At 57.8% G+C, this 25275-nt stretch carries 24 protein-coding genes; 18 read left to right on the plus strand and 6 right to left on the minus strand.

Annotated elements, in window-relative coordinates; genetic code table 11:
- Positions 1 to 168 precede the first annotated feature (168 nt).
- The 6 genes from arfB (at position 169) to smpB (ending at position 4292) form a co-directional block, all read left to right on the plus strand.
- Positions 169 to 588: an alternative ribosome rescue aminoacyl-tRNA hydrolase ArfB gene (gene arfB, locus AC2FFP_RS08100; protein WP_496735080.1), complete on the plus strand. Its 420-nt coding sequence runs from the start codon at positions 169 to 171 to the stop codon at positions 586 to 588.
- A gap of 60 nt (positions 589 to 648) precedes the next feature.
- The gene (locus AC2FFP_RS08105; RefSeq protein WP_058279346.1) at positions 649 to 1395 is read left to right on the plus strand and encodes an SDR family oxidoreductase; all 747 of its coding nucleotides are present in this window, start codon (positions 649 to 651) and stop codon (positions 1393 to 1395) included.
- 81 nt (positions 1396 to 1476) lie between these two features.
- Complete coding sequence (locus AC2FFP_RS08110; protein WP_496842183.1) at positions 1477 to 2490, plus strand: P1 family peptidase; 1014 nt, start codon at positions 1477 to 1479, stop codon at positions 2488 to 2490.
- A 113-nt stretch (positions 2491 to 2603) separates the two neighbouring features.
- Positions 2604 to 3017: a c-type cytochrome gene (locus tag AC2FFP_RS08115; RefSeq protein WP_496842185.1), complete on the plus strand. Its 414-nt coding sequence runs from the start codon at positions 2604 to 2606 to the stop codon at positions 3015 to 3017.
- A 208-nt stretch (positions 3018 to 3225) separates the two neighbouring features.
- Positions 3226 to 3768: an isopentenyl-diphosphate delta-isomerase gene (gene idi / locus AC2FFP_RS08120; protein ID WP_496739495.1), complete on the plus strand. Its 543-nt coding sequence runs from the start codon at positions 3226 to 3228 to the stop codon at positions 3766 to 3768.
- A 47-nt stretch (positions 3769 to 3815) separates the two neighbouring features.
- On the plus strand, positions 3816 to 4292 hold the full coding sequence (smpB, locus tag AC2FFP_RS08125; protein WP_058272887.1) for an SsrA-binding protein SmpB: 477 nt from the start codon (positions 3816 to 3818) through the stop codon (positions 4290 to 4292).
- Positions 4293 to 4305: 13 nt separating this feature from the next.
- Here the strand turns inward: smpB and glpK are convergent, their stop codons facing one another.
- The 3 genes from glpK to panB form a co-directional block, all read right to left on the minus strand.
- On the minus strand, positions 4306 to 5784 hold the full coding sequence (gene glpK, locus AC2FFP_RS08130) for a glycerol kinase GlpK (RefSeq protein ID WP_496765638.1): 1479 nt from the start codon (positions 5782 to 5784) through the stop codon (positions 4306 to 4308).
- 66 nt (positions 5785 to 5850) lie between these two features.
- Positions 5851 to 6693 carry a pantoate--beta-alanine ligase gene (gene panC, locus AC2FFP_RS08135; protein WP_496765636.1) on the minus strand — a complete coding sequence of 281 codons (843 nt, stop codon included), beginning with the start codon at positions 6691 to 6693 and terminating at the stop codon, positions 5851 to 5853.
- Entirely contained in the window at positions 6690 to 7529 is an 840-nt protein-coding gene (panB, locus tag AC2FFP_RS08140) for a 3-methyl-2-oxobutanoate hydroxymethyltransferase (protein WP_496765633.1), read from the minus strand. The genes panC and panB overlap by 4 nt, the downstream gene beginning before the upstream one ends.
- A gap of 169 nt (positions 7530 to 7698) precedes the next feature.
- On the opposite strand from panB, the gene AC2FFP_RS08145 reads away from it, so the two are divergent.
- Genes AC2FFP_RS08145 through AC2FFP_RS08170 form a run of 6 tightly spaced genes read left to right on the plus strand, consistent with a single transcriptional unit; the run spans position 7699 to position 15197 of the window.
- Positions 7699 to 9186 (plus strand): ABC transporter substrate-binding protein, encoded by a 1488-nt coding sequence (locus AC2FFP_RS08145; RefSeq protein WP_496880886.1) that lies wholly within the window; start codon positions 7699 to 7701, stop codon positions 9184 to 9186.
- Between the two features lie 60 nt (positions 9187 to 9246).
- The gene (locus tag AC2FFP_RS08150) at positions 9247 to 10317 is read left to right on the plus strand and encodes a ligand-gated ion channel (RefSeq protein ID WP_282170148.1); all 1071 of its coding nucleotides are present in this window, start codon (positions 9247 to 9249) and stop codon (positions 10315 to 10317) included.
- Positions 10318 to 10357: 40 nt separating this feature from the next.
- On the plus strand, positions 10358 to 11305 hold the full coding sequence (locus AC2FFP_RS08155; protein ID WP_496765628.1) for an ABC transporter permease: 948 nt from the start codon (positions 10358 to 10360) through the stop codon (positions 11303 to 11305).
- Complete coding sequence (locus tag AC2FFP_RS08160) at positions 11302 to 12117, plus strand: ABC transporter permease (protein ID WP_496765625.1); 816 nt, start codon at positions 11302 to 11304, stop codon at positions 12115 to 12117. The genes AC2FFP_RS08155 and AC2FFP_RS08160 overlap by 4 nt, the downstream gene beginning before the upstream one ends.
- The gene (locus tag AC2FFP_RS08165) at positions 12114 to 13712 is read left to right on the plus strand and encodes an ABC transporter ATP-binding protein (RefSeq protein WP_496765622.1); all 1599 of its coding nucleotides are present in this window, start codon (positions 12114 to 12116) and stop codon (positions 13710 to 13712) included. Before AC2FFP_RS08160 ends, AC2FFP_RS08165 begins: the two co-directional genes overlap by 4 nt.
- Positions 13713 to 13745: 33 nt before the next feature.
- The gene (locus AC2FFP_RS08170) at positions 13746 to 15197 is read left to right on the plus strand and encodes an aldehyde dehydrogenase family protein (protein WP_496765620.1); all 1452 of its coding nucleotides are present in this window, start codon (positions 13746 to 13748) and stop codon (positions 15195 to 15197) included.
- 3 nt (positions 15198 to 15200) lie between these two features.
- Here the strand turns inward: AC2FFP_RS08170 and pncB are convergent, their stop codons facing one another.
- Positions 15201 to 16493 carry a nicotinate phosphoribosyltransferase gene (gene pncB, locus AC2FFP_RS08175; protein ID WP_496765616.1) on the minus strand — a complete coding sequence of 431 codons (1293 nt, stop codon included), beginning with the start codon at positions 16491 to 16493 and terminating at the stop codon, positions 15201 to 15203.
- 165 nt (positions 16494 to 16658) lie between these two features.
- Here pncB and AC2FFP_RS08180 point away from each other — a divergent pair, with 165 nt between their 5' ends.
- Complete coding sequence (locus AC2FFP_RS08180; protein WP_496765612.1) at positions 16659 to 17183, plus strand: hypothetical protein; 525 nt, start codon at positions 16659 to 16661, stop codon at positions 17181 to 17183.
- Here the strand turns inward: AC2FFP_RS08180 and pncA are convergent.
- Positions 17180 to 17773 (minus strand): bifunctional nicotinamidase/pyrazinamidase, encoded by a 594-nt coding sequence (gene pncA, locus AC2FFP_RS08185; protein WP_496726424.1) that lies wholly within the window; start codon positions 17771 to 17773, stop codon positions 17180 to 17182. The two genes, AC2FFP_RS08180 and pncA, sit on opposite strands and share 4 nt — an antisense overlap.
- A gap of 96 nt (positions 17774 to 17869) precedes the next feature.
- Here pncA and trhO point away from each other — a divergent pair, with 96 nt between their 5' ends.
- Both trhO and AC2FFP_RS08195 read left to right on the plus strand, forming a co-directional pair.
- Entirely contained in the window at positions 17870 to 18775 is a 906-nt protein-coding gene (trhO, locus tag AC2FFP_RS08190) for an oxygen-dependent tRNA uridine(34) hydroxylase TrhO (protein ID WP_496765609.1), read from the plus strand.
- A gap of 76 nt (positions 18776 to 18851) precedes the next feature.
- A complete protein-coding gene (locus AC2FFP_RS08195) occupies positions 18852 to 19352 on the plus strand; it encodes a potassium channel family protein (protein ID WP_058275022.1) in 501 nt (166 codons plus the stop codon).
- Between the two features lie 7 nt (positions 19353 to 19359).
- Here the strand turns inward: AC2FFP_RS08195 and AC2FFP_RS08200 are convergent, their stop codons facing one another.
- Positions 19360 to 19689, minus strand: a complete 330-nt coding sequence (locus AC2FFP_RS08200) for a hypothetical protein (RefSeq protein ID WP_282170153.1) — start codon at positions 19687 to 19689, stop codon at positions 19360 to 19362.
- 164 nt (positions 19690 to 19853) lie between these two features.
- On the opposite strand from AC2FFP_RS08200, the gene betB reads away from it, so the two are divergent.
- The 3 genes from betB to AC2FFP_RS08215 all read left to right on the plus strand — a co-directional run bounded on the left by betB (position 19854) and on the right by AC2FFP_RS08215 (position 25222).
- Positions 19854 to 21308: a betaine-aldehyde dehydrogenase gene (gene betB, locus AC2FFP_RS08205; protein ID WP_496765607.1), complete on the plus strand. Its 1455-nt coding sequence runs from the start codon at positions 19854 to 19856 to the stop codon at positions 21306 to 21308.
- A gap of 129 nt (positions 21309 to 21437) precedes the next feature.
- Positions 21438 to 23882 carry a GcvT family protein gene (locus AC2FFP_RS08210; protein WP_496765602.1) on the plus strand — a complete coding sequence of 815 codons (2445 nt, stop codon included), beginning with the start codon at positions 21438 to 21440 and terminating at the stop codon, positions 23880 to 23882.
- Positions 23879 to 25222, plus strand: a complete 1344-nt coding sequence (locus tag AC2FFP_RS08215) for an MmgE/PrpD family protein (RefSeq protein ID WP_496765600.1) — start codon at positions 23879 to 23881, stop codon at positions 25220 to 25222. The genes AC2FFP_RS08210 and AC2FFP_RS08215 overlap by 4 nt, the downstream gene beginning before the upstream one ends.
- The last annotated feature ends 53 nt before the right edge of the window (positions 25223 to 25275 follow it).

A 25275-nucleotide genomic window follows, 5' to 3' on the forward strand; every position in this document is an offset into this window, starting at 1 on the left:
AGAGGTGTTGGAACAACCGGGGGGATCGCCTGTTAAGGCAGCCCTTGGCGGAGCGCTCGCTTCGGCTGGTCGATTGATCTAACCGACCCAACCTCCTGAGCTTTCGAAGGGCCGTCCCATGCGGGGCGGCCCTTTTTGTTTTTGGATCAGGCTTGTAAGGTCAGCCTCATGTTGCGCATCACCGACGATATCACCCTGCAAGACTGGGAAATGACCGAGAGCTTTGTTCGCTCATCCGGTCCCGGCGGGCAGAACGTGAACAAGGTGTCCACCGCCGTCGAATTGCGGTTCGAGGCGGCGCGCTCACCTTCTTTGCCTGATCCCGTCAAATCGCGGCTCAAGCGTCTGGCGGGGCGACGCTGGACCAAAGAGGGCGCGATCATCATTCAATGCGACGAAACCCGCAGCCAGGCGCGCAACCGCGAAATCGCGCGCAATCGGCTGGCCGAGTTGATCACCCGCGCTATGGTTAAACCCAAGCGCCGTATCGCCACCAAACCCACCTACGGTTCGGTCAAGCGACGTCTGGCGGCCAAGAAAGCACGGTCGGGCGTCAAATCCCTGCGCGGTAAAGTTTCCGAAGATTGATCTGGTATCTTTGCGGCGCATCGCTACTCTGACCCGGCGCAGTTGCAAGAGGACAAGATCATGAGGTTAGAGGGAAAAACCGCCATTGTAACCGGCAGCGCATCAGGCTTTGGTGCCGGTATCGCGCGGAAATTCCTGTCCGAAGGTGCGCGGGTCATGATTGCCGATATCAACGGCGATGCGGCAGAGGTTCAAGCCAATCAACTGGGCCCGAACGCCTTTGCACATCAGGTCGATCTGGCCAACGGCGCATCGGTTGAGGCGATGGCAGACGCAGCCTTTGATCGACTGGGGCATCTCGATATCCTAGTCAACAACGCCGGCGTCACCCACCTTCCCACCCCGCTGGAGGATGTGAGCGAAGAGGATTTCGACCGCGTTTTCAACGTGAACATGAAATCTGTCTATCTGACGGCCCGTGCATTGGTTCCGCATATGAAATCGCGTGGTACCGGTGCGATCCTAAACGTGGCCTCGACGGCTGGCCTGTCGCCGCGTCCGAATCTCAACTGGTACAACGCCTCCAAGGGGTGGATGATCACCGCGACCAAGACCATGGCGGTCGAACTGGCCCCATCGGGTGTCCGGGTAAACGCCATCTGCCCGGTTGCGGGGGAAACGCCCCTGCTCAAGTCCTTCATGGGCGAGGATACGCCCGAAATTCGCGCCAAGTTCCTGTCGACCATCCCGCTGGGTCGTTTCTCGACACCCGAGGATATGGCCAACGCCGCCTGTTTCTTATGTTCCGACGAGGCGAGCATGATCACCGGCACAGCATTGGAGGTCGACGGTGGCCGCTGCATCTGATCCGCTCTTTAATTGGCAAAAAATATCTCGACCGGAGGCAGTGCGCTTGCGTGCTCTTCTGTTCCAACATCTGAAGACGCAATGACCTCCGGACCCCGAAACTTGATCACCGATGTTCCCGGTCTTTTGGTTGGAAACGCTCAGGATGACGCGCTCAAATCCGGCGCAACCGTTCTGACGGCACCCAATCCCTTTACGGCCTCCGTTCACGTGATGGGCGGTGCGCCGGGCACGCGGGAAACCGACTTGCTGGCACCTGACAAATCTGTGTCGCGCGTGGATGCCATCGCTCTGTCCGGTGGTTCGGCCTTTGGCCTGGACGCCTGTTCCGGGGTAGCTGACGCGCTTAGGGCGCAACACCGCGGGTTTGAGGTTGGCAATGTCGTAGTCCCCATCGTTCCGGGTGCAATCCTGTTTGACCTGCTTAACGGTGGCGACAAAGCCTGGGCCGAGAACCCCTATCGCGCGCTGGGGCGTCACGCATTCGAGGGCGCGTCCGATCAGTTCGATCTGGGTACTGCTGGCGCAGGGACTGGTGCCTTGGCTGCCATGCAAAAGGGTGGGCTCGGATCCGCCTCGTTTGTGATGGAAAACGGGGTCACGGTTGGCGCATTGGTTGCTGCCAATCCGCTCGGCAGTGTCACCACGCCGGGTGACCGTCATTTCTGGGCCGCTCCGTTTGAAATCGGCGACGAATTCGGAGGATTAGGGCCTGATTCCAACACGGGTCTTGGTCGTGTCTTGACCAGTCGCAAGGCCAAAGCAATGCGACCCGCCCAGCCGGACAAGGCCAACACCACCATCGCAATTGTTGCCACTGACGCGGCGCTGTCCAAGCCGCAATGCCATAGGTTGGCGGTGGCTGCCCATGACGGAATCGCGCGGGCGATTATTCCCGCGCACACACCAGGCGATGGCGATCTGGTGTTCGGCGTCAGCACAGGCAATCACGACCTTCCAGAGGCTGAACTGGGGCTTCTTGGTCATGTGGCTTCGATCTGTCTGTCGCGGGCCATCGCGCGGGCCGTATTTCTTGCCTCGCCAGCGGCGGGGGATCTTTTACCCTGTTGGTCCGGCTTACATGACTTAAGTTAAGGACGGCCTATATGCCGCAGTGGCACAGTGCCCTCGCGCGGCAATCTGCGCGTTGACTCTTTTTTGCGCCGACGGTCCATTCGGTGCAGCCAATTCGTATCGGAGCAAAAGCTATGAATCGCATTCTCGCGACCGCAATCGTCGGCCTTCTGGCCCTTCCCGCATATGCCGAAGGCGACGCCGAAGCCGGCAAGAAGACCTTTAACAAGTGCAAATCCTGTCACCAGATTGCCGACTCTGAGGGTGAAGTCATCGTAAAGGGCGGTAAAACCGGTCCGAACCTGTATGGGATTGCAGGCCGGACCGCAGGCACCGTCGAAGACTTCAAATATGGCGATAGCATCGTTGCCGCTGGTGAAAACGGTCTGGTCTGGGACGAAACGACATTCGTTGAATACGCAAAGGACCCCAAGGCGTTTCTGAAAGATTATCTGGGTGAAACCTCGGCCAAATCCAAAATGACCTTCAAGCTGAAGAAGGGTGCCGAGGATGTTTACGCCTATATCGTAAGCGTGTCTGGCGAATAAAGCCGCAGACCAAACACCGTTTGAGGTTACAAAAGGCCGCAGCCCCTGCGGCCTTTCGTGCGCTTGATAACCGCGTTGAACAGCGCCAATTTGAAAGCGCGCGGTTTTTCATGCATTTCACGCATAAATTCGCAGAGCCAAGCCGACCCGGTGGCAGCCAATTTCGAATTTCCGGCCCTTCGGGTGGATCGGCAGCAGGAGACGACAGATGGGAATCATGATCCCGGCCTGGGTTGATGGCGAGTTGACCCCAGTGGACAAGCTTGAGGCGCATGAAAAAGGCCTGCGGCACAAGGCGGTGTCGGTCTTTGTCGTGCGCGGGACCGAAATTTTGATGCAGCGTCGGGCTTTAGGAAAATATCACACCCCTGGCCTTTGGGCGAATACCTGCTGCACCCACCCCGATTGGGGTGAGACGCCGTCTGTCTGCGCCGTGCGCCGACTGCGCGAGGAATTGGGAATTACCGGGCTTTACCCGGAATACCGTCACCGGTTGGAATATCACGCTGATGTTGGCAACAACATGATCGAGCATGAAGTGGTCGACATCTTTCTGGCCCATGTGCGCGGCCCGCTGAAGATTGAGCCCAACCCGGAAGAGGTCATGGAAATTCGCTGGATCGATTACCACGATCTTCTGGCCGAAGTGCAGCGCTATCCCGAGCGATTTACACCGTGGCTCAAGATCTATTTGCACAATCACGCCGACACGATATTCGGACCTGATCTGATTATCTCGGCCACCTCCTGACGGCTACGCCTTGCAAGGGCCGCCCAAGCCGCATAGATCAACGCGTCATGGCTAAGCAAAAGACAGACCCGAATTACAAAGTCATCGCCGAAAACCGGCGCGCACGCTTCGATTACGCAATCGAGGACGATCTTGAGTGTGGCATTATGCTGGAAGGGTCCGAGGTTAAATCCCTGCGTGTAGGTGGGACGAACATCGCCGAAAGCTATGCCTCGGTCGATGATGGCGAGCTGTGGCTGGTCAACAGCTATATCGCCCCCTATGAGCAAGCGAAATCGTTCAAACACGAGGAACGCCGTCGGCGCAAACTGCTGGTGTCACGCAAGGAATTGTCTAACCTGTGGAACGCGACCCAGCGCAAAGGCATGACACTGGTGCCGCTGGTTCTGTATTTCAACCACAAGGGCAAGGCCAAGATCAAAATCGGTATCGCCAAGGGTAAGAAGAACCATGACAAGCGCGAAACCCAGGCCAAGCGTGACTGGTCACGTCAAAAGCAGCGGTTGATGAAGGATCATAGCTGATCCTTCATACCTCTCAGAACGCCATCGCAGCTGATACCGCACGTTTCCATCGGTCATAGGCGGCATCACGCTCTTTGGCGGAGAGTTCCGGTTCGAACCGGCGATCCAGCGCCCAGGTTTCCGCAAATCCCTGTTGATCCGGATAAACGCCTGCGCGCATACCGGCCAGCCAGGCCGCGCCCAATGCGGTGGTTTCCTGCATAACCGGTCTGTCGACCTCGGCGCCAAGGTAGTCCGACAATCCCTGCATCGCCCAGTTCGATGCACTGGCCCCACCGTCTACACGCAGGATGACGTCGGTATCTGCACCCCAGTCGCCCTGCATGGCGTGCCACAGATCGCGTGTCTGATATGCGATACTTTCCAGCGTGGCCTTGGCAAACTCGGCACGGCCTGAATTCCGGGTCAGACCGAACACCGCGCCACGGCAATTCGGCTTCCAGTAAGGCGCGCCGAGGCCGGTAAAGGCAGGCACCAGCACGACATGCTGGTTCGGGTCTGCCTTTTGTGCCAGCTCGCCGCTTTCTGGCGCGGATTCGATGATCTGCAATGCATCGCGCAGCCATTGCACGGCAGCCCCGGCCACAAAGATCGACCCTTCCAGCGCATAGGTTCTTTTACCGTCCAATTGATAGGCGATGGTGGTCAACAGGCGGTTCTTCGACTCGACCGGCTTATCCCCTGTGTTCAGAAGAGCAAAACAACCGGTGCCATAGGTGGATTTCATCATGCCGGGTTGGAAGCAGGCCTGACCGATGGTGGCGGCCTGTTGATCACCGGCAACACCAAGAATCGGGATATTTCCCCCAAACAGGGTCGTATTTCCAAAATCCGACGCGCAATCATGCACCTCGGGCAGCATGTTCATCGGCACGTCCAGCAGATCACAGATTTCGGCGCTCCATTCGCCCTTGTGGATGTCGAACAGAAGCGTGCGCGCGGCGTTCGTGGCATCGGTGGCGTGGCTGCGCCTTTCTGTCAGGCGCCAGATCAGAAAGCTGTCGATGGTGCCGAACATCAGCTCTCCGGCCTCGGCCCTTTCCCGCGCGCCGGGCACGGTGTCCAGCAACCATTTGACCTTGGTACCCGAGAAATAGGGGTCCAGCAGCAGCCCGGTCTGGGCGGTCACGTCATCCTCGCACCCGGCCTGCTTGTAGCGCGCGCAGATCTCGGCGGTACGGCGGTCCTGCCAGACGATGGCGTTGTGGATTGGTGCGCCAGTAGCGCGGTCCCAAACTACTGTTGTTTCGCGCTGGTTGGTGATGCCGATGCCCGCGATCTGATCAGAGGTTACCCCGACACTGTCCATAACTTCGCGGCAAACCCGCAGGACGCTGTCCCAGATTTCCTCTGCGTCGTGTTCGACCCAGCCTTCCTGCGGGAAGTGCTGGGTGAATTCGTGCTGCGCGGTGCCTGCGCGCTGCATTTCTGCGTCGAACAGAATTGCCCGCGATGATGTGGTGCCCTGATCAATGGCAAGAATGTAGGTCACGCCTCATGCCCCCTCTTTTGGTTTTGCGGGACTTTAGCGCAAACAATGACGAACGTGCCAGTACGTTCAGACAGGAATGTTGTCGATCAGTCTCACGCCATCTGCCCAGGCCGCAGCAAACAGGCGTGCAGGGCGGTTTGCGTGGGTGAGAGGTTCCAGCGTTTCGGCACATCGCAGTTGAATATATTCTACCTGCTTGAAGCCCGCGGCCAGTAGGTCGATCTCGGCCTGAGCAGCCAAAGGATCAAACGGCGCCCCGTCTTTCAGGGCGGCTGCCAATTCCCGCATGATCCGGTTTTTGTGGGCGGCAATATCCAGCCCCTCGGGCGTCAGTCGCAGATTGCGCGATGACATGGCCAGACCCGAGGGCTCGCGCACTGTGGGGCATCCGACAACTTCGGTCGGAATGTTCAGATCGCGCGCCATTCGGGTCACAATCATCAGCTGTTGATAGTCTTTTTCTCCGAAATAGGCTCGATCTGCCTGCGTTTGCAGGAACAGTTTGGCCACAACTGTGGCAACGCCGTCGAAATGGCCGGGGCGGAACTCGCCCTCCATCACATCGGTCAGGCCCGCGACGGAAACGGTGGTGGCAAAGCCCTGCGGGTAAATCTCTTCGGGTTCCGGGACATAGATCGCATCAACGCCGTATGGGGCCAATTTCTGCGCATCCTCGTTCTCGGTGCGCGGGTATTTTGCCAGATCCTCGGGGTTGTTGAACTGTTTGGGATTCACAAAGATCGTGACGATCACGCGGTCGCAACCTGCCTTGGCGGCCTCAACCAGCGACAGATGCCCCTGATGCAGCGCGCCCATAGTCGGAACCACGCCGATCTCTTCACCCTTCCGCGTCCATTCCGAGGTCAAGGCACGCAGGTCGGCCAGACGGCGAAAGATTGGGGCGGTCATGTCTTGGGTCCTTTGGTCGGGGCCTGATCGGAAAAAACGTGTTCGTCCGCCGGGAATGTTCGGGCGCGCACCTCGGCTGCGTATTCGGCGATGGCGGCTTCGGCCAATGGGCCAAGCTCAGCATAGCGTTTGACGAATTTCGGTTTGAAGGCGGTGAAAAAGCCAACCATGTCGTCGACAACCAGAATCTGGCCGTCGCACCCGGCAGAGGCCCCGATGCCAATGGTCGGGATCGCGATTTCCGCTGTAATCTGATCGGCCAGCTTCTGCGGTACTTTTTCAAGAACGACCGAGAATGCGCCCGCCTCGGCCACAGCACGGGCGTCGGCAAGAACCGCCTCGGCCTGTTCGTCGCGACCTTGAACCTTGTATCCGCCAAGTGTGTTGATCGACTGCGGGGTCAGGCCAATATGCGCCATCACCGGAATCCCGCGCTTGACCAGAAAGCGGATGGTCTCGGCCATTTCGACGCCGCCTTCCAGCTTAACCGCGCCTGCGCTGGTTTCGGACATCAGCCGGGCGGCGTTCCGGAATGCCTCGGAAGGCGAATGCTCGTAACTGGCGAAGGGCATGTCGATGACCATCATCGCACTTTCCAGACCGCGCGACACGGCCTGACCATGCATCACCATCATCTCCATCGTCACGCCCAGCGTCGATTCCAGCCCGTGCAACACCATGCCGACGCTGTCGCCCACCAAAACGAAATCACAATGATCATCCATCAACCGCGCCATCGGCGTGGTGTAGGCTGTCAGACTGACCAGCGGCTCGCCGCCTTTGCGGGCGCGAATATCCTGCGCATTCGGGGCTTTTTTACGGGCGGTGGCGCTCATTGTCGCTCCTCCGGTTGTCATGTTGCAGCGCGGCATAACAGATGGGAGCGGGCTATAGAAACCCCGGTTGCGCGAACATTTCCTTGAATGACCTAAGGTTTAAAGGGAAGTTGGGTGCAGTACGGCCCAAAAAATCGCAGGTTTCCATTTTCAGTGGGGAGTAATTTACATGACAAAGCAGACATTTCGGTCCTTTGCTTCGGTGCTGGCGGTTAGCGCCAGCCTGTTTGGTACACAGGTTTTCGCTAAATCCGACGTTACCATAGCGTTGCAACTAGAGCCGCCGCATCTGGACCCGACCAGTGCCGCAGCGCAGGCCATCGATTCGGTGGTTTACACCAATATCTTCGAAGGCCTTACCCGGTTTATGGGTGACGGATCGGTGGTTCCTGGTCTGGCTGAAAGTTGGGAAATCTCGGAAGATGGCAAGGTCTATACCTTCAAGCTGCACGATGGGGTTACCTTCCACGACGGCACCACGATGGATGCCGAGGACGTCAAGTTCAGCCTAGACCGCGCCCGATCCGAGGATAGCGCAAATGCGCAAAAAGCCCTGTTTGCCGGGATTGAAAACATCGAGGTGGTCGACCCGTTGACCGTCAAGGTGATCCTGTCTGAGCCAAACGGGAACTTCCTGTTCAACCTGGCTTGGGGTGATGCGGTTATTGTCGCGCCCGAAAGCATCGAGGGCATCAAGACCAACCCCGTCGGAACCGGCGCTTTTACCTTTGGTGAATGGGTGCAGGGCGACAGTATCACTCTGAATCGCAACCCGGACTATTGGGGCGATCAGCCTGCGTTAGAGACTGCTACGTTCAAGTTCATCTCGGACCCGACGGCGGCTTTTGCGGCCATGATGGCCGAAGATATCGACGTGTTCGACAACTTCCCTGCGCCAGAAAACCTGCCGCAATTTGAAGCTGATCCGCGCTTTCAGGTGCTTGTCGGTTCGACCGAAGGGGAAACCATTCTGTCCACCAATAACAAGATGCCACCTTTCGATGATATCCAAGTGCGTCAGGCATTGGCCCACGCGATTGACCGTCAGGCGATCATCGATGGAGCGATGTTTGGCTACGGCACGCCCATTGGCACGCATTTCGCGCCACACAATCCGGCTTATGTCGATCTGACCGAGAACTCGGCCTACGACCCCAAAAAGGCCGCCAAGATGTTGGCCGATGCTGGATATGCAGAAGGGTTTGAAACGACGCTGCATTTGCCGCCCCCATCCTATGCCCGCCGCGGGGGTGAGATTGTGGCCGCCCAACTGGCCGAGGTCGGGATCACGGCCAATATCATCAACGTTGAATGGGCTCAGTGGCTGGAATCGGTGTTCAAGGGCAAGGATTTCGGGCTGACCATCGTCAGTCATACCGAGCCTATGGATATCGGGATCTATGCGCGCCCTGACTATTACTTCCAGTATGACAGTACGGATTTCCAGGCACTGATGGACACGCTGAATTCGACGACAGACCCCGAAGAACGCACCCGTCTGCTGGGTGAGGCACAGCGCCTGATCGCAGACGACTACGTCAACGGGTACCTGTTTCAACTGGCCAAGCTGGGCGTGGCCAAGGCTGGAGTTCAGGGCCTGTGGGAAAACGCGCCCACGGCCGCAATCGATCTGACGCAGATCAGCTGGTCCGAGTGACTCAAGGCAGGGGCCGCTGGTTCACGGCCCTTGCATTTAATGTTGTCGAGTGAGCCAAGGATGATTTTGTTTCGTGTCCTGTTTCTGGTTTTTGTGACCGTTGCCCTGGCGGCAACGACTGTGGAACCGGTTGTGGCGCAGAACATTCTGGACAGTCGGTTGGATACACCTATCGGGACGCCAGAGAACCCGCTGGATGTTGGCATCGGTATTAGAATCGATCAGATCACCACCGTTGACCAGAAGGCCGAAAACTACGGTGCCGTGGTTGTGCTGCGTGTTGAGTGGACCGACCCTGCGTTGGCTTTTGACCGGCAAGAGCTGGGGCGCGATTTCCGGGTTTTCAACCCCCCGGCGCTGGCCGATCATGCCGCTGAGATCGGGACGGTGGTACCAGCATTCGTCATTCACAACCAACAATCCAACAAGTGGATTCACGAAGCCGCCGCCTCTCTGCGATATGACGGGCGGGTGTTGTATGTCGAGAAATCCTCGCTGACATTACAGGCCCCACATTTCGATTTTCGGAAATACCCTTTCGACACACAGGAGTTTCATTTCGAGGTCGTTTCGATCTTTCCATCCCAATATGTGTCCTATCATCCGATGAACGAGTTCTCGGGCCTTGGTGACCTGCTGGGCGAAGAAGAGTGGATTCTGGACAATGCGCGGCTTGAAACCTCTCAGGTCACGGGCCTTTCCGGTCAGGACAGCGATCAGGTTGCGCTGATCTTCGAAGGCCACCGGCATCTGACCTACTATGTCATTCGGGTGTTTCTGCCGATGCTGGTGCTGATCTCGGTTGGCTGGGCACTGTTCTTTCTTGATGAATACCGCAAAAGGATCGAAATTGCCGGAGGAAACTTGCTGGTATTCGTAGCTTTCAACTGGGCGATTTCTGCTGATCTGCCAAAGCTTGGATACCTGACATTTCTGGATTTCGTTCTGCAATGCATGTTCCTGATGACCGGGGCTTTGATTGTGTTCAATGTCGCCTTGCGCAGGCTCAAAGTCTCGGGTCGCGAATCCGGGGCGCGCAAGTTGGATAACTACGCCATCAAGTGGATTTACCCGCTGGGTTACGCTGCAATCGTTGGCTATGCAGTTTTTGCCTATCTTCTGGTTCCATAGGTGCTGGACCGGGAGGGCGCGCACCCCTAACGTGGCCTCGATGCTTCGCTATGCCCTCAAACGACTGATATCGCTGGTGATCAGCCTCGCCGTCGCCTCGGTCGTTATATTTGCCGTGATTGAGGTAGCGCCCGGTGATCCGGCGTCATTCATGTTGGGCGTCAATGCGCAAGAGGATACGCTTGCCGCTCTGCGGGCCGAGTTGGGTTTGGATGTATCCAAGGTGCAGCGGTATTTCAATTGGGTTGGCGGGATGATGGTGGGGGATTTCGGAACCTCTTACACCTATCGCACGCCCGTGTCGCAGATGATCGCGGATCGGCTGTGGGTCTCGCTGCCCTTGGCGCTGTATGCGCTAACTCTGTCCACCGCGATTGCGTTTCCGGTAGGCATCTATGCTGCCGCGCGCCGGGGAAGACCGGGCGATCTGACGGTAATGGGGGCAACACAGCTGGGCATTGCAGTGCCGAATTTCTGGTTCGCGATGATGCTGGTCCTAATCTTTGCCATCAACCTGCGCTGGTTCAATGCCGGAGGGTTCGCAGGCTGGGCTATGGGGTTCTGGACCGGAATGCATTCCCTGACACTGCCCGCAATCGCGCTGGCCCTGCCGCAGGCGGCCATTCTGGCGCGAGTCATGCGGTCGTCTTTGTTGGATATATTGGGTGAAGACTTCATGCGTACCGCGCGCGCCAAAGGGCTTTCGCGTCGTCAGGCCCTGTGGCGGCACGGGGTGCGCAACGCGCTGATCCCGGTTCTGACCATCATCGGGTTGCAGTTTTCCTTCCTGCTGGCGGGATCTATTATTATCGAACAGGTCTTTTATCTGCCCGGTCTTGGGCGATTGGTGTTTCAGGCAATCTCGGCCCGCGATCTGATTGTAGTGGAATCCGTGGTAATGCTGCTGGTCTTTGCGGTCATTACCGTGAACTTTCTGGTCGATCTGGCCTATGCAGCCGTTGATCCAAGGTTAAGGAGCCGGACATGAGCCGGAGCCTGATCCTTGGGGCTTGTCTGTCCTCGCTGGTGCTGCTGGCGGCGGCGGTTTCATTTGTCTGGACGCCCTATGACTACGCCGCACTGAACATCCCAGACAAACTGCAGCCCCCCAACGTGCTGCATTGGTTTGGTACGGATCATTTCGGACGCGACATGTTCTCGATGATCATGGTCGGTGCCCGTACCTCGATTGCCGTGGCTTTGGTGGCGGTGGGGATTGGCATGGCGCTGGGCGTGCCTTTGGGCCTGACAGCGGCTGCGCGCAAAGGGTCGTGGCTGGACGAGCTGATCATGCGCGGCAACGATCTGGTCTTTGCTTTCCCGTCTCTGGTCATCGCCATCCTGATCACTGCTGTGTTCGGTGCTGGTGCGATAAATGCGATCATCGCCATTGGCATTTTCAATATCCCGGTTTTTGCACGCATCACTCGCGGCGCAGCGCTATCTCTATGGGAACGGGAGTTCATCCTAGCCGCGCGCGTTTCGGGCAAAGGTGCGGCACGGATATCGGCTGAGCATATCCTGCCTAACGTCGCCAACCTCCTGATCGTTCAGGGCACCATCCAGTTCTCTCTGGGCATTCTGGCTGAGGCTGGCCTGTCCTATGTCGGTCTGGGCGCGCAACCGCCCACGCCAAGTTGGGGCCGGATGCTGGCAGATGCGCAGACAATGGTCAGTTTTTCCCCACATTTGGCTCTGATTCCGGGTCTGGCGATCATTGTCACGGTGCTTGGGTTGAACCTGCTGGGAGATGGGTTGCGCGATTGGCTGGACCCCCGGATCAGGGTGGCGCGCACATGAGTTTACTTGAGATCGAAAACCTGTCGCTGTCCATTCACGGCACGAACATCCTGAAACAGGTCAATCTGTCCATTGCGCCCGGTCAGATCGTGGCCGTGACCGGGGAAAGCGGATCGGGCAAATCGATGACCGCGCTCGCGGTGATGCAGCTTTTGCCGGACGGGGCCAAGACGACCGGGGTCATCCGGCTGAACGGCTTAGATCTGCTGGACCGCGACGAAAACGATATGTGTACTCTGCGCGGTGCCGCGATCGGTATGGTGTTCCAAGAACCTATGACCGCACTGAACCCAGTTAAAACCATCGGCGATCAGGTGATGGAGACCATCCTGATACACAAGGCCATGCCGCCCAGACAGGCGCGAGACCGGGCGGAGGAAGTTCTGACCCGTGTTGGCCTACCGCCGGATCGTTTCCCGCTGTCCCGCTTTCCGCACGAACTGTCCGGCGGGCAGCGTCAGCGTGTCGTGATTGCGATGGCGATCGCGTTGCGTCCCAAGCTGTTGATCGCGGATGAGCCGACCACAGCGCTAGATGTGACAACGCAGGCGCAAATCCTCAAGCTTCTAAAAGGGCTGGTGTCGGAATACGACATGGGGCTGTTGATGATCACCCATGATCTTGCGGTGGTCGCGGATATGGCCGACCAAATTGTTGTTATGCGCCATGGCGAAGTCGTCGAATCCGGGGCCACTGACCACCTGCTACACCACATGCAACATCCATATACCCGTATGCTGTTCAAGGCTTCGGGGTATCAGGTATCCCTGCCCGAACTCGCGCAATCCCGCCCTTTGCTTGAAGTGACAAATGTCATTCGCGACTATCGTCTGCCTCGCAAGGGGCTGTTTGATACACCGGGGCACCACAGGGCAGTGGACCAAGTCAGCTTTACGCTCAATAGCGGAGAACGTCTGGGCCTGGTCGGCGAGTCGGGGTGCGGAAAATCGACCCTAACAAAGGCGATTCTGGGCCTTGAAGAAGTTCAGGGTGGTGACATTCGTCTGGATGGCCAGCCTGTCTTTTCGGGTCACAAACCCAACCTCGCCGTGCGGCGCAAGATGCAGGTGGTCTTTCAGGACCCCTATGGTAGCTTCAATCCACGTCACCGCGTGGCCCGGCTGATCACTGAACCGTTCCATCTGCTCGATGCTCCTGTAATGGGGTCCGAGGGGCAGGACCGGATCGCTGAAATGTTGACAGCGGTGGGTCTTAGCCCGGATGACGCTGGTAAGTATATCCATGAATTCTCGGGCGGTCAGAGACAGCGCATCGCCATCGCCCGTGCCTTAATCATCCGGCCCGAACTGATCTTGTTTGACGAGGCTGTTTCGGCCCTTGATGTGTCGGTCCGGGCCCAGATCCTCGACCTGCTGGCCGAACTATGTGAGGCCTATGATCTGACTTATCTGTTCATCAGCCATGATCTGAGCGTCGTGCGCACCATCACTGACCGCGTTATGGTGATGCGGGCCGGAAAGATCGTCGAAGAAGGCGATACCGAAAGCGTCTTCTCTGACCCACAACACCAATACACAAAAGACCTGATTAATGCCGCGCCAGTGCTGCCAGACATTGGTCGGGATGTGGCGTGAACCACATATTAGAGCCGAATATAGGAGTATCTCATGCCCAGCCCCCTTTGGTTTGATCCAAGCCTGTGTCTGATCGGCGGCAATTGGGTGCCGCCAGCCTCAGAACAAACATTGCCTTTGATCAATCCTTCTGACGGTTCAGAGATCTGCCAGATCGCAAGGGGTGGCGCGCATGATGTTGATGCTGCGGTCAAGGCGGCTCAGACTGCGATTGACGGGGATTGGGGACGAAAGACTGCGCTGGAGCGGGGCCGTATCCTTACGCGTATGGGAAGGATGGTTTTGGAGCGTGTCGAAGACCTGGCCACGCTAGAGGCCATGGATGTCGGCAAGCCCCTGACGCAGGCACGCGCAGATGCGGTTGCGTTGGCACGGTATTGCGAATTCTATGGTGGGGCCGCGGACAAGGTCATGGGCGAGACCATCCCGTATCTGGATGGCTACACCGTCTATACTTTACGGGAACCGCACGGCGTGACGGGGCATATCGTGCCGTGGAACTATCCGATGCAGATCATCGGGCGGTCGGTTGGGGCTGCGCTGGCGATGGGCAATGCCTGCGTTCTGAAACCTGCGGAAGAAGCTTGCCTGACCGCGCTGGCCTTTGCGCATCTGGCGCAAGAGGCCGGTTTGCCCGCCGGTGCCCTGAACGTCGTACCCGGGTTGGGGGCCGAGGCGGGGGCGAGTTTGGCGGGCCATCCGGGCGTGCACCATGTCTCGTTCACTGGGTCAGTTGCCACTGGGGCGCTGGTGCAGCAGGCAGCGGGGCAAAACGTGGTTCCTGTGACGCTGGAGCTTGGGGGGAAATCACCTCAACTGGTGTTTGACGATGCTGACCTGGATGCTGCCCTGCCGTTTTTGGTCAATGCGGGGGTTCAGAATGCCGGACAAACCTGCTCTGCCTCGTCACGTATTTTGGTACAGCGCGGGGTTTATGATCAGGTCAAGCAACGCATGGCAGCGGCTTATGCATATTTGACCGTTGGTCCCGCGCAGGATGATCTGCGCGTTGGCCCGCTAATATCGGGCCGTCAAAAAGAGATCGTGTCGGGCTTTCTGGCCAGGGGCGCAGACCTGACTGTCGCAGGGCAAGGTCGGATTGTAGACGGTGCCCCGTCTGAGGGGGCCTATGTTGTGCCGACGCTGTTTGCGGACGTTCCGCCCGATCACGGTCTGGCCAAGGATGAGATTTTCGGCCCGGTTCAGGTGCTGATCCCATTCGACACTGAGGAAGACGCGGTAAAGATCGCCAACAGCACCGAATACGGGTTGGTTGCGAGCATCTGGACCCGCGACGGGGCACGACAGATGCGGCTGGCAAAGCAACTTCGCTCCGGTCAGGTGTTCATCAACAACTACGGTGCGGGTGGTGGCGTAGAGCTGCCCTTTGGTGGTGTCGGAAAATCCGGACACGGCCGCGAGAAAGGGTTCGAGGCCCTTTATGGCTTTTCACAGTTGAAAACGGTCGCGGCGTGCCATGGTTAGAGCCTAAACGATCACCTCGATTGCCTCTTGCGCGCCTACGCCGAACACTCGTTTGTAGCGTTCGATCTGATCCTTCGGTCCCATCGCCTTTTCCGGGTTGTCCGACAGTTTCACGGTCGGCTGGCTATTGGCGGACACAGCCTTGCAGACCAGTGAGAACGGCGCCAACGCGTCGTTTGGCACGAGTCCGCGGAAGTCGTTGGTCAGCAAAGTGCCCCACCCGAACGAGACTTTGGTTCTGTGGGCGAATTGAGTGTGCAGTTCCCGAATTTTGTCGACATCCAGACCATCCGAGAAAATCACACGCTTTTCCAGGGGGTCTTCTCCTCGAGACTGCCACCACTTGATAGCGGTTTCCGCGCCTGTTGCGGGATCACCGCTGTCGATGCGAATGCCGGTCCATCCGGCCAGCCAATCGGGCGCGCGATCCAGAAAGCCCTGCGTGCCATAGGTGTCCGGCAGAATGATGCGCAGATTGCCGTCATGTTCGTCGTGCCAGTCGCTCAGCACGTCATAAGGCGCTTGCGCCAGTTCGGCATCGTCTTTGGCAAGGGCACTGTAGACCATCGGCAGTTCGTGCGCGTTGGTGCCGATGGCCTCAACTTCGCGCCGCATCGCGATCAGACAGTTAGATGTACCAGTAAAGGACGGTCCCAGACCCTCGATCATGGCCTGCACGCACCAGTCCTGCCAAAGAAAGCTGTGTCGACGCCGGGTTCCGAAGTCAGCGATCCCAAGCCCGTCAATATCCCGCAGTTGTTCGATCTTCTTCCAAACGCGGGTCATGGCCTGGGCATATAGCACTTGCAGCTCAAACCGCCGCATGTTGTTCAGCACCGCGCGCGAGCGCAGTTCCATCAGAACCGCAAGCGCCGGGATTTCCCACAGCATGACCTCGTGCCATTTGCCCTCAAAGGTCAGCTCGTACTGATCGCCCTTCCGTTCCAGGTGATAGGGCGGCAGGCGCATGTTTTCGAACCATTCCATGAAATCCGAACGGAACATCTGGCGTTTGCCATAGAATGTATTGCCCCGCAGCCACGTGCTTTCGCCCCGGCTGAGGCTAAGCGACCGGATATGATCCAATTGCTCGCGCAGTTCGCCTTCATCGATAAGTTTTGCCAATGGGGTGTGATTCGACCGGTTGATCAGGGAAAAAGCCACATCTGTTTGGGGCTTATTTCGAAACACTGACTGGCACATCAGCAGTTTGTAGAAGTCCGTGTCGATCAAAGACCGTACAATCGGGTCAATCTTCCATTTATGATTGTACACGCGTGTCGCAATATCGACCATGGGGAACTCCTGCGATTTCCGTTGTTAGATCAATCAGTGCGTGGAATGGCAAGAGTCGCTGGAATGATGACAATGACAAGGTCAGGTCACATTGCGAGCATATTGTGTGTTCTTTTCACAGTTTAGTGAAAAGAAAGGGATGGTTGAACGAGGTTAATTTGGTGAATGGTTCTCGAGTACGATTTTGACATCGTTGTTAACGAACAAGCGGATGAGGAAACCGGTTCCGAGCAATTGGACCAGTGCGCCACACGCGCGCGATTCCGTCATGTGAAAACGGCTGACGCGCTCAGATCGGCGTCACCTAAGATTCGTTTGATTTTTCAGGAAGCCGGGTTCGATCTGGATTCGACTGACAGCGACATTATGCACGGGTATTACCCTACACGGGATGTAGCCGAACGCGAGCGGATTTTGCGCGCGTTGTTCACGAATATTCGGGAACTTGGCATCAGTGGCGAATATTGCGGTGAGTTCGATTTTCATCGCTTTTTGGACAATGTCAAAACGGCCAAACCGCGCAACGATCAGCGCCCAAAAGTCGAGAATTGGACGCCGAACCCGCGCTACAAATCACCTGCAACGCCCGAGCGCCGCACATTGCCCGGACGAATTGGCGTTGCATTGGGACTGGCGGTGATCTTGTTCGCAGTGCTCAGGTATCTTGCCGAAAAAGGCGCTACGCCTTAGATCAGCGCAACACCGGCGTCACGCATCGCGGCCTTGGCGGCTGCCAATGATCCATCCATGTCGATCGCCCGACATGCGTCCATGCGCACGGTGACATCAAATCCCAAGCGGGCAGCGTCAACAGCCGAAAAATGAACACAGAAATCTGTGGCAAGCCCAACTAGGGTCAGTTTGGTGATCCCGCGTGATTTCAAGTAACCTTCTAAACCGGTCGGTGTCTTTTGGTCGTTCTCAAAAAATGCGGAATAGCTGTCGATACCTCGTCGAAAGCCCTTGCGAATGACAAGATCGGCATGGGTCTTCAGGTCCGGGTGGAATTCCGCACCTTCGGTGCCCTGCACACAGTGATCTGGCCACAAGACTTGAGGCCCGTAATGCATGTCGGTTGTTTCAAATGGGGACTTGCCGTCATGTCCGCTAGCAAAGGACGAATGCCCCTCAGGGTGCCAGTCCTGTGTCAGGATCACGGTGTCAAACTCAGCCATCATAGCGTTGATGTGGGCCACGATCTCGTCACCTCCAGGCACAGCCAGCGCACCACCGGGGCAAAAATCGTTCTGAACGTCAACTACAATCAGGGCATGGGTCATCAGGGTCTCCTCACATTGCCCTATCGGTAGGGGGCTGGGCGGGGGGCGTCAATCCGGTCCCTTGCGACTCTGGCCCAGCGGGTTTAGACCGCGCGCATGTATACGATCGCTGCTCTCTATCACTTCACCCGTTTTTCGGATCACGTGTCCCTGCGCGACCCGCTGCTGGACCTTTGTCGCGCGCAGTCAGTTAAGGGCACCTTGTTGCTGGCTGCCGAAGGGATCAACGGAACCATCGCAGGCCCGCGTGGCGGGATCGATGCCGTGCTGGCCCATATCAAGGCTTTGCCCGGTTGTGCGGATCTTGAGTGGAAAGAGGCCACATCCGATCACCCGCCCTTTGGCAAAATGAAGGTGCGTCTGAAAAAAGAGATCGTGACCATGGGCCAGCCGGACGTCGATCCGCGTGCCCGCGTCGGCAATTATGTCGAGCCTGAAGACTGGAATGATCTGATCCGCTCTGACGACGTGGTCGTGATCGACACTCGCAACGATTACGAAGTGGCGATTGGTACTTTTGAGGGCGCAATAGACCCTGAAACAGCCAGTTTTCGTGATTTCCCGGCCTGGTGGGAAGAAAACAAAGACCGCTTTCACAACAAGCGGGTTGCCATGTTCTGCACCGGCGGCATCCGTTGTGAGAAATCCACCAACTACCTGTTGGGGCAGGGGGTCGAGGATGTGTACCACCTGAAAGGCGGCATCCTGCGGTATCTCGAAGAGATGCCCGCCGAGGACAGCAGCTGGCAGGGTGAGTGCTTTGTTTTCGATAATCGCGTCTCGGTCGGACATGGGTTGGTCGAAGGACCACACAACCTGTGCCACGGCTGCCGCCGCCCGATTCTGCCCGAGGATATGAAACGCGCGGAATACGAGCACGGCGTGTCCTGCTATCGGTGCATCAATGAGACTTCGGATGCGGACAAGACGCGTTTCAGGGAACGTCAGAAACAGATCCTGTTGTCGCGTCAGCGCGGGCAAGAGCATATGGGCGCTGAATGACAGGCGAATGATTTGGGTTGCGGGTACAGGCCGGAACCCTGATGATCGCGGAAAAACCTAGGTCATCGGAGGTTTTATGCACCGCGAACCTACAACACTGGAAGAGTGGAAATCGACGCTTATCGCAGCGGTCGGACTGGTTATTGCCAGTTTTTTCGCGTGGTATGGTCTGTCGCGCCTGAGTGAGGCGGCCGCAGGCGAAACCATCGGTACTATTGTGTCGGTCTGCCTGGTGGTTTGGGTCGCATCGCAATCTTGGTACTACATGACACAGGTGAAACTGCCGCATCGACGCTTGTTTCTGATGGGTGTGTCCTTCATTCAGGTCGTGCCGTTCTTGTTCGCGGCGGCGTATGGCGCGTTCGGCTACGCCGACAATTGCGTGGTAGGTGCAGATGCTCCAGCAGATTTCCTGTATTTTTCATACGTCACCTTCACCACTGTGGGATATGGCGACATGATCCCAACAGGTTTATGTCGCGGGCTGGCCGTCGCTGAGGCTGTTACCGGCTACATCCTCTTGGGTATGTTTGTTGCTGCTACGGTTGCGCTCTATACCCGCCACCATAAACATTAGACGGCCATCATTTGTTCTGATCAATCCAGCGGGACATCATCTGTTTGTCGCGGAAACACTCGGACGGGATAGGCCTGCGCTTGCTACGGGAAATGCGTTCGGCAAAGGCAACCTGCTTACCGGTTGGATAGTCCGCAAAGGGCGATGGATCGGTTGGCTTGTGCGCCGAAATCCAGGCAGACATCGACTTGCGATCCCGTTGTGCCTCGACCGGGATTTCCAAGGCCGACTGCTGGGCAATTGCACGAGCGTATCGCATTTGCCGGTCTGTGACGGGCAACAGGTGATAGTCGTTTGATGGGCCATCCATGGCCGGGTTGCGGGCGTGGTAAGACATCGGATTGTTTCTCTGACTATGTAGAACATAAATGGAACATTAAGCTTTTTATTCAAGAGGGAGCCGATTCACATCAGCGGGAGTCCGCCGTGAATTGCTTTTATTGACTGGTCAATCAATAAAATATAAATGCGAAAGAAAGGACTTCTAAGAAGGAAATCGGCATGAAGTTTCAGCCCAAAGCGAGCCATTTCATCAACGGCGCATATGTTGAAGATACCAACGGCGCCCCTATCGACGTGATCTACCCGGCCACCGGTGAAATCATCGCCCGGCTGCACTCTGCCACGCCGGATATTGTTAATCAGGCTCTAACAAGTGCCAAAAACGCTCAGGCAGAGTGGATGGCAATGTCCGGGACCGAGCGTGGTCGCATCCTGAGACGGGCATCTGACATCATGCGTGACCGCAATCGCGCGCTTTCGATCCTCGAAACCCACGACACCGGTAAACCCTTGCAGGAAACCCTGGTGGCCGACGCCACATCGGGTGCGGATGCGTTGGAGTATTTTGGGGGGCTGGCTGCGTCATTGACGGGTGAGCATATCCCGCTGGGCGGCGGAGACTTTGTCTACACCATCCGCGAGGCGCTGGGCGTTTGCGTCGGTATCGGGGCATGGAACTACCCGACCCAGATCGCATGCTGGAAAGGAGCCCCTGCGCTGGCCTGCGGCAACACGATGGTCTTCAAACCGTCCGAGACCACGCCCCTGTCGGCGTTGCAGGTGGCCGAGATCCTGATCGAAGCGGGCGCGCCAAAGGGCGTCTATAACGTGATCCAGGGCTACGGCGATGTTGGCGCATCGCTTGTGACCGATCCGCGCGTGGCCAAGGTTTCGCTGACCGGGTCCGTTCCGACCGGTCGCAAGGTCTATGCCGCGGCCGCTGATGGTATGAAGCATGTCACCATGGAACTGGGCGGCAAGTCCCCGATGATCGTGTTCGACGACGCTGATATCGAAAACGCTGTTTCGGGTGCGATCCTGGGCAACTTCTATTCCTCGGGTCAGGTCTGTTCGAACGGCACCCGTGTCTTTGTGCAGAAAGGCGTCAAAGAGGCATTCCTCAAGCGCCTCTCAGAACGTCTGGCCACTGCGAAAATTGGTGATCCGCTGGATGAGGACGTCAACTTTGGCCCTATGGTCAGCGAAAACCAACTGAACATCGCGCTGAGCTATGTCGAAAAGGGCAAGGCCGAAGGTGCGCGCTTAGTATTTGGCGGTGAGCGGATCGACGGTGACGGCTTCTACATGCAGCCCACAGTGTTTGCGGATGTGACGGACGATATGGCCATCGCGCGCGAAGAGATCTTTGGTCCGGTCATGTCTGTGCTGGATTTCGATACCGAAGAAGAGGTGATGGCCCGCGCCAACGACACCGAGTTTGGATTGGCAGCCGGTGTCTTCACCAACGACCTGACGCGCGCGCACCGCATTGTGGCCGGGTTCGAGGCGGGCACCTGCTATATCAATACCTATAATCTGGCTCCGGTCGAGGCCCCGTTTGGTGGATCCAAAATGTCGGGTGTCGGGCGCGAAAACTCGAAACTGGCGATCAATCACTTCAGCGAGATGAAGACGGTCTATGTTTCGATGAACGACGTAGAAGCGCCTTACTAATCAAAACCGGCCATTCAAGCTCTGTTCCCGACATTTCGCGTCGGGAACAGAGCATAAGCCACATAAGACATGTGGCTGACTTCCTCCAAAGGGTGCCGTTTTTGGTTCCGTCGGTGGGAGATCAAGTTCATGAAAACGCATGCACAGGCCGTGGTCATCGGCGGAGGATTGGCTGGCTGTTCGATCCTGTACCATTTGGCAAAGCTTGGTTGGCGGGACGTTGTCCTGCTTGAACGGGATGAACTGACCAGCGGATCAACCTGGCACGCAGCGGCCAATATCCACGGGTTGCATGACAACAACAACATCACCCGCATCCAGCATTACACAATGAACCTGTATAAAGAGCTGGAGCAGGAAACCGGCCAGAGTTGCGGAGTGTTCCAGCCCGGTTCCCTCTATCTGGCGCAGACAGAAGAACGCGAGCACCAGTTGCGTTTGCAAGAGGCCAAGGCTCGATTCTATGGGCTGAATTTCCACGAGGTAAGCCGGGAGCAGGCGAAGGAACTGCACCCTCTGGCACAATTCGACGATATCCGCTGCATCATGTACGAACCTGACGGCGGAAACGTCGATCCCTCAGGCGTACCGCATGCTTATGCTGCGGGCGCGCGCGCGATGGGCGCGACGATTGAGCGGTTTTGCCCAGTATTAGGCACCGAACAACAGCCCGATGGGTCTTGGATCGTGCGCACGGAAAAGGGTGACATCCATACTCAGTGGGTGGTGAATGCCGCAGGGCTTTGGGGACGTGAAGTGGCGGCGCTGGCTGGACTGACGCTGCCGTTGCAGCCAACCGAACACCAGTATTTCGTAACCGAATCCATCGACGAAGTCGCCAATCTGGGCCGCCGCCTGCCCTCGATTGCGGATCGGGATGGCGAGTACTATTTCCGGCAGGAAGGCAACGGGCTGCTGATAGGTGCCTATGAGAAGGACATGAAGTTCTGGGCCGAAGACGGTACGCCGCTGGACTTCGCCCATGATCTGTTCCCCGACGATCTGGACCGGATTATGGAGAACGTGATCCGCGCCACCGAACGTGTGCCAGTTGCCGCCACCGCTGGGGTCAAACGGGTGATCAACGGACCGATGATCTGGTCTCCGGACTCCAGCGCCTTGTGGGGTCCGGTGCCTGAGTTGAAGAACTATTTCCTTTGCGGCGGTCTGATACCGGGCTTTTCTCAATCAGGCGGTCTGGGTCTGCTGGCGGCGCAATGGATGATCGAGGGAGAGCCTCAATACGACATGTTTGCCTGGGATCTGGCGCGGTTTGGCGACTGGGCGGACAAGAAATTTACCAAGGCCCGGGTTGAGGACCAGTATACCCACCGGTTCGCCATCCACTTCCCCAACGAGGAACGCAGCGCAGGCCGTCCGGCCCGCGTGCGCCCGGCCTATGAAATGCAAAAGGACATAGGCTGCGTCTTTGGTCTGAACTGCGGCTGGGAGCATCCGCTGTGGTTTGCCGATCAGCCCGACACAGAAGAAACGATCGGCTTTACCCGCCAGAACTGGTGGGACCCGGTGGGCCGCGAGGTAAAAATGCTGCGCGAGAGCGTCGGCGTGATCGACATCTCGAACTTCGCCAATTACGTCATCAAGGGGCCGGGCGCTTATGAGTGGCTGGACAAGCTGGTGGCCAACCGGGTGCCGACCGTGATCGGGCGGTCCTGCCTGACGCCGCTGATCTCGGTGCGCGGGGGTGTGGCCGGCGACTTTACCATCACCAAGGTGGCCGAGGACGAATACATGATGATCGGCTCGGGTATGGCCGAGCGCTATCATCAGCGTTTTTTCAACATGATCGACCTGCCCGAAGGCACCACGTTCGAGGCGGCGACGGACCGGATTGCGGGCTTCAACGTCGCAGGGCCTAAATCGCGTGACCTGCTGCAGCGGCTGACCAATGCGGATTTGACGAACGAGGCGTTCCGCTTCATGCGCTCGGCTACGATCGAGGTTGCCGGCGTCACCTGCCTTGCGATCCGTGTCAGCTTTACCGGTGATTTGGGGTGGGAGTTACACTGCGCAGAAGAGGACCAGATCAGGCTCTACTCAGCACTGCTTGTGGCTGCGAAGGAGTGCGACGGTGGTCCGGTGGGCGGCCGCGCGTTGGGGTCACTGCGGATCGAGAAGGGTTATGGCTCCTGGGGCCGCGAGTATTCTCAGGAATACTGGCCGCAGGAGGTCGGGCTGGCAGGTCTGATCAAGCTGGATAAGGACTTCCTGCACAAGGACGCCTACCTGGCCGTCAAGGATAACGCCCCGCGCGAGGTTCTGTCGATTTTTGAGGTCGAGGTGACGAATGCTGACGCGTCCGGTGGCGAACCTATTTTTACACCAGATGGCGCACCGGTCGGACGTGTGACCTCAGGGGCCTATGGCTATTCAGTCGGCAAATCCCTGGCCATCGGTTATGCAAATCCGGCAGTCGTACAGCCGGGGGATATGGTGGAAATCTTCATCCTCGGCAAACCGCATAAAGCCAGAGTTTTCGCCGAACCGCCCTTTGATCCATCGGGTCTCCGGCTGCGCGATGTCCAACCCAAGGTGATGGAGGCAGCCAAATGACCGGCACGCTTGATCGGGTCACGGATTTTGCCCTGAACCTTTCAGCGCACGAGATGCCTGACAGCGCGAAAGAGGCCGCTGCCCTGATGATGCTCGACACAATGGGCATCCTGATCGCCTCCGGCCCGATGGAGGCCGGCGTGATCGCGCGCGATACTGCCGCGCTACTCTACGCAAGCACTGATGCGGCATTCAGCGTTCCGATGATGTTTGATGGCCGCCCCGTCAGCATGGCGGGCGCTGCCTACGCAGCAGCCACACAAACCGACAATTTGGACGGGCATGACGGCTACAACCCGACTAAGGGGCATATCGGTGTCGTCGTCCTGCCTGCGTTGGTTTCACTTGGTGCGCCTTGCCCTGACTTGTCCGGCCCCGAAGCCCTGGCTGCCGTCGTCACAGGATATGAAATTGCGGGACGTGCGGGGCTGTCGCTGCACGCATCGGTCAGCGATTATCACACGTCCGGCGCGTGGAACGCACTGGGTGTGGTGGCCATGGCCGCGCGCATGCGCGGGTACACGCCAGAGCAATTTCGACAAGCGTTGGGAATAGCAGAATACCACGGACCTCGAAGTCAGATGATGCGCGAGATTGCAAATCCGACGATGCTGCATGACGGATCGGGTTGGGGCGCGATGGTTGGCATATCATCTGCGATCCTGGCTGAACGTGGTTTCAAGGGCGCCCCGGCCATCACAATCGAAGATGCTGATGTTGCGTCGTTTTGGGATGATTTGGGTCAGTTCTGGCAGGTCGAACACCAATACGTAAAACCTTATCCGATTTGTCGCTGGGCTCATGCGGCAATTGATGGCGTTCGGGCTGTGATGATGGAGAATGACCTAGCCCACGACCAGATCCGATCCATCCATATCAACAGTTTTCAAGAAGCGGCCTGCCTGTATGGCGGGATGCCTGATACCACGTCTCAGGCCCAATATTCTCTGCCTTTTGCTGTGGCGGTTCAGGCGATCCATGGCCGGATAGGGGTCGAACATATCTCGGGTGCGGGTCTGTCTGATCCGGCGGTGGCAGAGTTGGTGTCGCGTATTCACGTTCTGGAAGATGCGCGCCACAGTGCACGCTTCCCGCAGGGGCGGTGGGCCGATGTCACCTTGAAATCGACCGATGGGCTTGTGTTCGAATCCGGCGACACTCACGCGCGCGGAGGGCCGGAGGCCCCGCTCAGCAGCGGAGATGTGATCGCCAAGTACACCGAGTTTGCCGCGCCAATTGTCGGTTCAGACCGCGCGGACGCGATCCGCGCGGCCATATTGGGTTGGGTCGAGCCTACATCCAGATTGTCGGACCTGATGCCGTTGGTCTTTGATCCGTAAAAGCGGCCGATGCGGGCTGCGGGCCGACGCTCAGCGGGCACCTATTGAAAGAC

The organism is Ruegeria sp. YTSC004 (assembly GCF_059609805.1).

Excerpts from the sequence above, each read along its gene's own strand:
- AC2FFP_RS08165 (WP_496765622.1), top strand. The coding sequence starts at position 12,114 with ATGAGTTTACTTGAGATCGAAAACCTGTCGCTGTCCATTCACGGCACG.
- AC2FFP_RS08170 (WP_496765620.1), top strand. The coding sequence starts at position 13,746 with ATGCCCAGCCCCCTTTGGTTTGATCCAAGCCTGTGTCTGATCGGCGGC.
- AC2FFP_RS08110 (WP_496842183.1), top strand. The coding sequence starts at position 1,477 with ATGACCTCCGGACCCCGAAACTTGATCACCGATGTTCCCGGTCTTTTG.
- AC2FFP_RS08150 (WP_282170148.1), top strand. The coding sequence starts at position 9,247 with ATGATTTTGTTTCGTGTCCTGTTTCTGGTTTTTGTGACCGTTGCCCTG.
- idi (WP_496739495.1), top strand. The coding sequence starts at position 3,226 with ATGGGAATCATGATCCCGGCCTGGGTTGATGGCGAGTTGACCCCAGTG.
- AC2FFP_RS08155 (WP_496765628.1), top strand. The coding sequence starts at position 10,358 with ATGCTTCGCTATGCCCTCAAACGACTGATATCGCTGGTGATCAGCCTC.
- AC2FFP_RS08115 (WP_496842185.1), top strand. The coding sequence starts at position 2,604 with ATGAATCGCATTCTCGCGACCGCAATCGTCGGCCTTCTGGCCCTTCCC.
- panB (WP_496765633.1), bottom strand. The coding sequence starts at position 7,529 with ATGAGCGCCACCGCCCGTAAAAAAGCCCCGAATGCGCAGGATATTCGC.
- AC2FFP_RS08180 (WP_496765612.1), top strand. The coding sequence starts at position 16,659 with ATGGTTCTCGAGTACGATTTTGACATCGTTGTTAACGAACAAGCGGAT.
- AC2FFP_RS08210 (WP_496765602.1), top strand. The coding sequence starts at position 21,438 with ATGAAAACGCATGCACAGGCCGTGGTCATCGGCGGAGGATTGGCTGGC.
- trhO (WP_496765609.1), top strand. The coding sequence starts at position 17,870 with ATGTATACGATCGCTGCTCTCTATCACTTCACCCGTTTTTCGGATCAC.
- panC (WP_496765636.1), bottom strand. The coding sequence starts at position 6,693 with ATGACCGCCCCAATCTTTCGCCGTCTGGCCGACCTGCGTGCCTTGACC.
- pncB (WP_496765616.1), bottom strand. The coding sequence starts at position 16,493 with ATGGTCGATATTGCGACACGCGTGTACAATCATAAATGGAAGATTGAC.
- AC2FFP_RS08105 (WP_058279346.1), top strand. The coding sequence starts at position 649 with ATGAGGTTAGAGGGAAAAACCGCCATTGTAACCGGCAGCGCATCAGGC.
- AC2FFP_RS08145 (WP_496880886.1), top strand. The coding sequence starts at position 7,699 with ATGACAAAGCAGACATTTCGGTCCTTTGCTTCGGTGCTGGCGGTTAGC.
- arfB (WP_496735080.1), top strand. The coding sequence starts at position 169 with ATGTTGCGCATCACCGACGATATCACCCTGCAAGACTGGGAAATGACC.
- AC2FFP_RS08160 (WP_496765625.1), top strand. The coding sequence starts at position 11,302 with ATGAGCCGGAGCCTGATCCTTGGGGCTTGTCTGTCCTCGCTGGTGCTG.
- pncA (WP_496726424.1), bottom strand. The coding sequence starts at position 17,773 with ATGACCCATGCCCTGATTGTAGTTGACGTTCAGAACGATTTTTGCCCC.
- AC2FFP_RS08215 (WP_496765600.1), top strand. The coding sequence starts at position 23,879 with ATGACCGGCACGCTTGATCGGGTCACGGATTTTGCCCTGAACCTTTCA.
- betB (WP_496765607.1), top strand. The coding sequence starts at position 19,854 with ATGAAGTTTCAGCCCAAAGCGAGCCATTTCATCAACGGCGCATATGTT.
- smpB (WP_058272887.1), top strand. The coding sequence starts at position 3,816 with ATGGCTAAGCAAAAGACAGACCCGAATTACAAAGTCATCGCCGAAAAC.
- AC2FFP_RS08200 (WP_282170153.1), bottom strand. The coding sequence starts at position 19,689 with ATGTCTTACCACGCCCGCAACCCGGCCATGGATGGCCCATCAAACGAC.
- AC2FFP_RS08195 (WP_058275022.1), top strand. The coding sequence starts at position 18,852 with ATGCACCGCGAACCTACAACACTGGAAGAGTGGAAATCGACGCTTATC.